Origin of the sequence: Stenotrophomonas sp. GbtcB23, assembly GCF_019091045.1 — a bacterium.
GTDB lineage: Bacteria > Pseudomonadota > Gammaproteobacteria > Xanthomonadales > Xanthomonadaceae > Stenotrophomonas > Stenotrophomonas rhizophila_A.
The window spans coordinates 1-242 of the sequence record NZ_JAGXKC010000622.1; the positions used below are offsets into that span (position 1 = coordinate 1).

The 242-nt window shown below is 70.7% G+C and carries 1 protein-coding gene; it reads left to right on the top strand.

Annotation, left to right across the window (positions count from 1 at the left end):
• On the top strand, positions 1–242 hold a 242-nt coding region (locus KVS69_RS20340; RefSeq protein ID WP_254622317.1), incomplete at both ends, for a sugar phosphate nucleotidyltransferase.

Here is a 242-nt window from a genome sequence, read left to right on the forward strand (position 1 = left end):
GCGGCTTTCCGCGCGGCGGAGCTGAGCGCCCGGCCTCCCGCGCAGGAGGGCAAGCTGGCCACGTTGGGCATCGTGCCGACCGGGCTGGAGACCGGCTATGGCTACATCAAGGCCTCCGCGGGCGGTGCGGTGCGGGCGGTCGACCGGTTCGGGGAGAAACCCGATGCAGAGACCGCACGGCGGTACGACGAGTCGGGCGAGTGCTACTGGATCAGCGGCATGTTCCTGTTCAAGGCCTGCCG